Source organism: Embleya sp. NPDC059213, from assembly GCF_042754445.1.
Classification (GTDB): domain Bacteria; phylum Actinomycetota; class Actinomycetes; order Streptomycetales; family Streptomycetaceae; genus Embleya.
This window is the reverse complement of the sequence record NZ_JBHZAV010000327.1, coordinates 1-6,015: the sequence shown is the minus strand read 5'-3', so window position 1 is coordinate 6,015 and position 6,015 is coordinate 1. Positions and strand designations below refer to the sequence as shown.

Sequence of the window (6,015 nt, the reverse complement as noted above, 5' to 3'; positions counted from 1 at the left end):
AATCGCGGTTTCTGTTGGGTAGGGGAGTGGGGATGCAGTTTGTCGCCCGGCCTCGTTGGGGGCCCCGCCGGGGTGCACCCCCGGCCGGGTGTGCGGGGCTGGTCACCCCCCCCCCACACCGCGATCGGGATTCAACGACCGGAGGTGACCGGTCAGGCCTGTCCGGTGAGGTCCGTGCCGAGCTTCCACAGACGCCCCATCGTGCGGCTCTCGCCGACCTTGGGGCCCGGTTCGGCGACGGCGAGGCGGTCGTAGTAGGCCCCCGGTGCGACCTTCGTGGCGGTCGAGCACAGGTGCGTGACGGCCGCCGCGCCTTCCGATGCGGGACGGCCGACGGTGCCGTAGCAGGGCAGCAGTCGGGTGGAGACCACCCCCGGGTGCACGCTCACCGCGGTGGCCGCACTGCGCCCGTACTCCGTGAACGCGCGCGCGAAGATCGTGAGCGCGAGCTTGGACTGCGCGTACGCGGCGACCTGCGAGTAGCCGCGCGAGCGGGTGGGGTCGGTCCAGTTGATGCTGCCGGTGCGGTGCAACGCTGAGGACACGTTGACCACGCGCGGCGCCGGGGAGGCGGCGAACGTCGGTTCGAGCATCCGGGTCAGCAGGAAATGCGCCAGGAAGTTGACCTGGAAGGAGAGTTCGTTCCCTTCGTCGGTCAGCGCCCGGCCCGGGGGGCCCAGCACGGCCGCGTTGTTGACCAGCAGATCGAGCCGCGGGTGCCTGCGGATCACGTCGTGGGCCATGTCGGCGACGTCGTCGAGGTGGGCGAAGTCGGCGACGGCCGTGTCCAGGCGCGAGCGGTCGGCGCCGTCCCGCACGAGCTGCTCGACGGCCTCTTGAGCCCGGGCGCCGTTGCGTGCGTGCACGATCACCGACATGCCGGCGATCGCGAGCAGGCGCGCGGTCTGGTAACCGATGCCGGACGCGGCACCGGTCACCAGGACCGTCCGGGGTCCCGAGAGCGCCGATGATCCGGCCGGGGAAAGCACGGCGGGAGTGTATGTGGGCATGATCCGTCCAAGGGATGTGGCCGCCGGGCATGACGCCTCGACCGCAGGGGAAACGGGGATGGTGGGTGTGCCGAGGGGACCCGGGCCGGGCGCGCAGGGCCCCGGTCGCACCGCCGAGAGTCATGGGCCATGGACCGGGGGACGCAAGCGCCGGCTGCGGGAATCTCCGGGCCCGCGCTCGTGCCGAGGACGTGCCTCGCCACGTGATGAGATGCAGCCGGCCTCGAAGTCTCGGCAGGCCGGCGCGTGTACCGGGTCAGACGTTCAGCAAGCGGGCCCCGGATGCGGGGGCTCGTCCTCGTGGCGGATGGCGATCCGGTCCAGGAGCACCGGCACGCGCGATCGTCGCCGTACGACCACGGCGAGAGACTCTCGCTCGTGGCGTATGCCGATCGTCGATGCCGCAGATTCGCTCACACCACGATCAGATCGTCGACCCCGCCTCGGAAGCAAGAGCGAACAGCGCTTGCTCACGAGACCTTGACACCCGAACTCGACGCCGCGCGAGAGCGGTCCGTTCGGCGCCCCCGCACGAGCGAGGACCACTCACGACGGCCGGAGCGGCATCGTCGGACGGTGGTTCGGGCGGGAGCTGCGGCTCGTCGAGCCTTCCCGATTTCGGGGGTACGTCCTTCGGTCAGCCCTTCCTTCCCTACGGGAAGTCGGTGTCATGCCCCGTGACCGATTCGGCAGCGTCGAGGAGAGTCTGCAACGCCCGTGAAACCACATCCAGTTCATAGGCGAGCCGATCCTCGGAAGACTCGCGGGGGAACCGGAGCGAGCGCCAGTGCATGCTCCCGAGAGCCTGGCGAGTGGATTCGATCGCCCTGCGAAGCTCCTCGCAACGGTCTTGGGGGACGCTCCCGGAGGGCACCATGACAGTCTCCTTCGAACAAAGCGATCCCCTACGACATCACCCGGGCCGACCGCGTCGGATCAGCCCGATCCCCCGCCGCCGACCGCGCACCCGGGTTCCAGGGTCCGCCGCGCTCTTTTCGGCGCCTCGTGGGCTCCGTGATCGAGATCGGGCATCACCCCGTCGGCGACGACGCCGTATGCGCTCGCTCCGACAGTCGGCTGCAATGGTAGGGACTCGCCCAGCACCACCGAACTGTTCATACGCCACACATACGCGAAGACGTTCCATCCGAGCGCAGCCTTGGCATCCCCGAGAATGCTGCCCATTCCCTCGCCGCCGCACGGCCCTCAGGTGGTGAGTTCCACCGGGATGGCACCCGGCCCCAAACCGGCCGAGGCCGGCAGGGTGAGGACCATCGTCAACCCGCCGCCAGGAGTGTCCTCGGCGGCGAGTGAGCCGCCTATCACCTCGGCGAACCCGCGGGCGACGGCGAGTCCCAGGCCCACCCCGAGGCTGCGTGGGGCGTCGCCGTGGCGCTCGAACGCCTCGAAGACCCGGTCCTTGGCGTCGTCGGGCAGGCCGGGGCCGCGATCGACCACGCGTAGTTCGACCCGGTCCCGGACCGCCTCGGCCACGACGACGACCGGTGTCTGTGCCGGGGTGTGGAGCACCGCGTTCTCGACCAGGTTCACCACGATCCGCTCCAGCAACTCCGCATCGGCCCGAACCGTCGGCAGAGTATCGGGGATCGACAGCCGCACGGGGAATTCGCAGGCCCGGGCAACGGCGCCCGGAACCACCTCGTCGAGCGCGACATCGGCGGGAAGGGGGTTGAGCGTGTCGGTCCGCAACCGGCTCATGTCGAGCAGGTTGCCGATCAATCGGTCCAAGCGGTCGGCACCGGCCTCGATCGTGGCGAGCAGGGCGACCCGGTCGTCCCGCGCCCACTCGACGTCCTCCGCGCGCAGGCCCGACGCCCCGGCCTTGATCGCGGCCAGCGGAGCGCGCAAGTCTCGGGCCACGGCGGCGAACAGGGCCGTGTCGACGCTGTTGTCCTCGCCGACCCGGCGCGCCTCGGCGGCCTCCGCGACCAGGGCGCGGCGCTCCAGGACCAACGCGGCCTGCGCGGCGAAAGCGCCGAGGACGCGACGGTTGTCGGCGGGCAGGGGCCGCCCGGACAGGGCCAGTGCGAGCGTCTCGTCGATCGGCACCTCGACGTCCGCCGCGTCGGGCCGCGACGGGGGATTGGGGCCGACGGAGCCGACATCGGTCCACGCGCCGTGGGGTCCCTCGCATCGGAGTAGGGCGACGGATTCCATGCCGAAGGTCTCCCGGACCCGCTCCAGGAGGGCGGGCAGGGCCTGTTCCCCGCGCAGCACACTCCCCGCGAGGAAGCTCAACGTCTCGGACTCGGCCTGGCTGCGCGCGGCCTGCTGGGTACGCCGCGCGGCGAGGTCGACGACCGAAGCGACGACCAGCGCCATCACGACGAAGACCACGAGGGCGAGGATGTTGCCCGGCGCGGCGATGTCCAGGGTGTCCATCGGCGGCGTCAGGTAGTAGTCCAGAAGCACCGATCCGAGCACGGCCGTGGTCACCGCCTGCCACAGACCGCCGAACAGGGCGACCGCGACGGTCAACGCGAGGAACAGGAGTATCTCCTCGGGCAATGCGCTGTCGCTGCGATGGGGTACGAGCGCGGCGGTGAGCGCGAGTGGCCCGAGCAGGACGACGGCCCAGCTTGCGACGGTGCGCCCCCGGGGGACGGTCGAGCGTCGGGGACTGTCGTCTCGACCGCGGCCGACGTGTTCGTGGGTGACGATGTGCGTGTCGATGTCGCCGGAGCGGGCGGCGACGGTGGCGCCGACGCCGGGGCCGAGGAGGTACTGCCATCGCTTGCGGCGACTGCTGCCGAGGACGATCTGGGTAGCGTCGACCCCACGGGCGAAATCCAGGATGGCGTCGGGCACGTCGTCGCCGACGACGGAGTGGAAGGTGCCGTCCAGGGTGTCCACGAGCCGGCGTTGGCGGGCCAGGTCGGCCGGCGAGGACCCGGCCAGGCCGTCGCTGCGGGCCACGTGCACGGCCAGGAGTTCACCGCCTGAGCCGCGGGTGGCGATGCGCGCCGCCCGGCGGATCAGGGTGTCGCCCTCGGGTCCGCCGGTAAGGGCGACGACGACGCGTTCGCGGGTGGGCCAGGTCGCGTCGATGCCGTGGTCGGCGCGGTACGCGCGCAGATACTCGTCGACGCGGTCGGCGAGCCACAACAGGGCCAACTCGCGCAGGGCGGTGAGGTTGCCGGGGCGGAAGTAGTTCGCGAGCGCGGCACCGACCGTCTCGGCCGCGTACACGTTCCCGTGTGCGAGCCGGCGGCGCAGTGCCTCGGGGGTCAGGTCGACGAACTCGATCTGCTCGGCTCGGCGGACGACCCCGTCGGGGACGGTCTCGTGTTGGGGGATGCCGGTGATGGACTCGACGACGTCGTTGAGCGTTTCGAGGTGTTGCACGTTGATCGTGGAGATCACATCGATGCCGGCGTCGAGGATCTCGTCGATGTCCTGCCACCGCTTCTCGTTGCGCGAACCGGGCACGTTGGTGTGCGCGAACTCGTCCACCAGGGCGACCTTGGGATGGCGCGCGATGATCGCGTCGGGGTCCATCTCGGTGAACGAGCCTTCCCGGTAGGACAGTTGCTTCCGGGGCACGATCTCGAGGCCGGCGAGCATCTCCTCGGTGCGGGGTCGGCCGTGGCTCTCGACCACGCCGACCACCACGTCCGTGCCACGGGAGAGCCGGCGGTGTGCTTCGTCGAGCATCGCGTACGTCTTGCCGACTCCGGGTGCCGCGCCGAGATAGACCCGCAACCTGCCGCGCCGAGGGGTCACCATGACAGGTCAGCCCACCCCCGTGCAGGCGCGAATCGACGAATGCCGAGGTTCTCTGTCCGACACGCGGGTCACCCCTTGCCTTCGGCGGCGCGCGCGAGGGCGAGGTTGAGATCGAGGACGTTGACACGTTCACTGCCCAGCACCCCGATGACGGGTGCCTGAACCTTGTCCTCGACGAGCGCGCGGACGCGGCCCGGGTCGAGCCGGCGGTTGCGGGCGATCCGGTCGACCTGCAGCAGCGCGTAGGCCTTGGAGATGTGCGGGTCCAGGCCGGATCCGCTCGCGGTGACCGCGTCCACCGGAACCCTGTCCTGCGGCACCCCGTTGAAGGCGGCGACCTGGGCCTTGCGGTCCTTGATCGCCTGGATCAGGGTCGGGTTCTCGGGCCCGTAGTTCGATGCACCCGAGGCCAATGCGTCGTGGTTCGACGCCGACGGGCGCGGCTGGAACCAGCTCGGATCGGGCGCGCCGGCCACGCCGGCGGCCTGCTCGGCGGTGAGCGGGACGGAGTCGGCCGCGAACGTGTACGTGATCCGGCCGTCCGAATCCTCGTGCTTGACGACTTCCCGGCCGTCGGCGGCGAACAGGCGGGGATTGCCCTGGGCGTCGACGAGGTCGAAGGACTGGCCGATCAGGCTGGAGCCGACCTCCTTGCCCCGGTGTTTCACCGTGGAACCGTCGGCCTGGTCGGGGAAGACGACCTGGGCGATGCCGGTCATCGCGAGTGGGTAGGCGATTCCGCACAACACGGTGAACACGATCACGGCCCGGAAGCCGGCGAGGAGCACGCGTACGCGGGTGGTGAGGAGGGTGGGCATCCGGGTCACCCGATTCCGGGAATGAGCGAGACGAGCAGGTCGATGAGCTTGATCCCGACGAACGGGGCGATCAGGCCGCCGAGTCCGTAGATGCCGAGGTTGCGCGAGAGCATCTTGTCCGCCGACAGCGGCCGGTAACGCACGCCGCGCAGCGCGAGCGGGATCAGCGCGACGATGATCAGCGCGTTGAAGATCACCGCCGACACGATCGCCGACTCGGGCGTGGCGAGGTGCATGACGTTGAGCTTGGACAGTCCGTGCAGCGCGTGCGGGCCGCCGCCGGCGGCGAACATGGCGGGGATGATCGCGAAGTATTTCGCGACGTCGTTGGCGATCGAGAACGTTGTCAGGGCGCCGCGGGTGATCAGGAGTTGCTTGCCGATCTCGACGATCTCGATCAACTTGGTCGGGTTCGAGTCGAGGTCGACCATGTTCCTGGC

At 70.4% G+C, this 6,015-nt stretch carries 4 protein-coding genes and 1 pseudogene; all 5 read right to left on the bottom strand.

Annotated features, from left to right (window positions below; translation table 11 throughout):
* Positions 1 to 152: 152 nt before the first annotated feature.
* Positions 153 to 1,010, bottom strand: a complete 858-nt coding sequence (locus ACFXMF_RS46340; protein WP_379991474.1) for an SDR family NAD(P)-dependent oxidoreductase — start codon at positions 1,008 to 1,010, stop codon at positions 153 to 155.
* A 936-nt stretch (positions 1,011 to 1,946) separates the two neighbouring features.
* Positions 1,947 to 2,195, bottom strand: a complete 249-nt coding sequence (locus tag ACFXMF_RS46335) for a hypothetical protein (RefSeq protein WP_379991473.1) — start codon at positions 2,193 to 2,195, stop codon at positions 1,947 to 1,949.
* A gap of 21 nt (positions 2,196 to 2,216) precedes the next feature.
* Entirely contained in the window at positions 2,217 to 4,757 is a 2,541-nt protein-coding gene (locus tag ACFXMF_RS46330) for an ATP-binding protein (RefSeq protein ID WP_379991472.1), read from the bottom strand.
* Between the two features lie 68 nt (positions 4,758 to 4,825).
* Complete coding sequence (locus tag ACFXMF_RS46325) at positions 4,826 to 5,575, bottom strand: potassium-transporting ATPase subunit C (protein ID WP_379991471.1); 750 nt, start codon at positions 5,573 to 5,575, stop codon at positions 4,826 to 4,828.
* A gap of 5 nt (positions 5,576 to 5,580) precedes the next feature.
* A pseudogene (locus tag ACFXMF_RS46320) lies at positions 5,581 to 6,015 on the bottom strand (potassium-transporting ATPase subunit B); the annotation flags it as partial.

Excerpts from the sequence above, each read along its gene's own strand:
- ACFXMF_RS46340 (WP_379991474.1), bottom strand. The coding sequence starts at position 1,010 with ATGCCCACATACACTCCCGCCGTGCTTTCCCCGGCCGGATCATCGGCG.
- ACFXMF_RS46335 (WP_379991473.1), bottom strand. The coding sequence starts at position 2,195 with ATGGGCAGCATTCTCGGGGATGCCAAGGCTGCGCTCGGATGGAACGTC.
- ACFXMF_RS46330 (WP_379991472.1), bottom strand. The coding sequence starts at position 4,757 with ATGGTGACCCCTCGGCGCGGCAGGTTGCGGGTCTATCTCGGCGCGGCA.
- ACFXMF_RS46325 (WP_379991471.1), bottom strand. The coding sequence starts at position 5,575 with ATGCCCACCCTCCTCACCACCCGCGTACGCGTGCTCCTCGCCGGCTTC.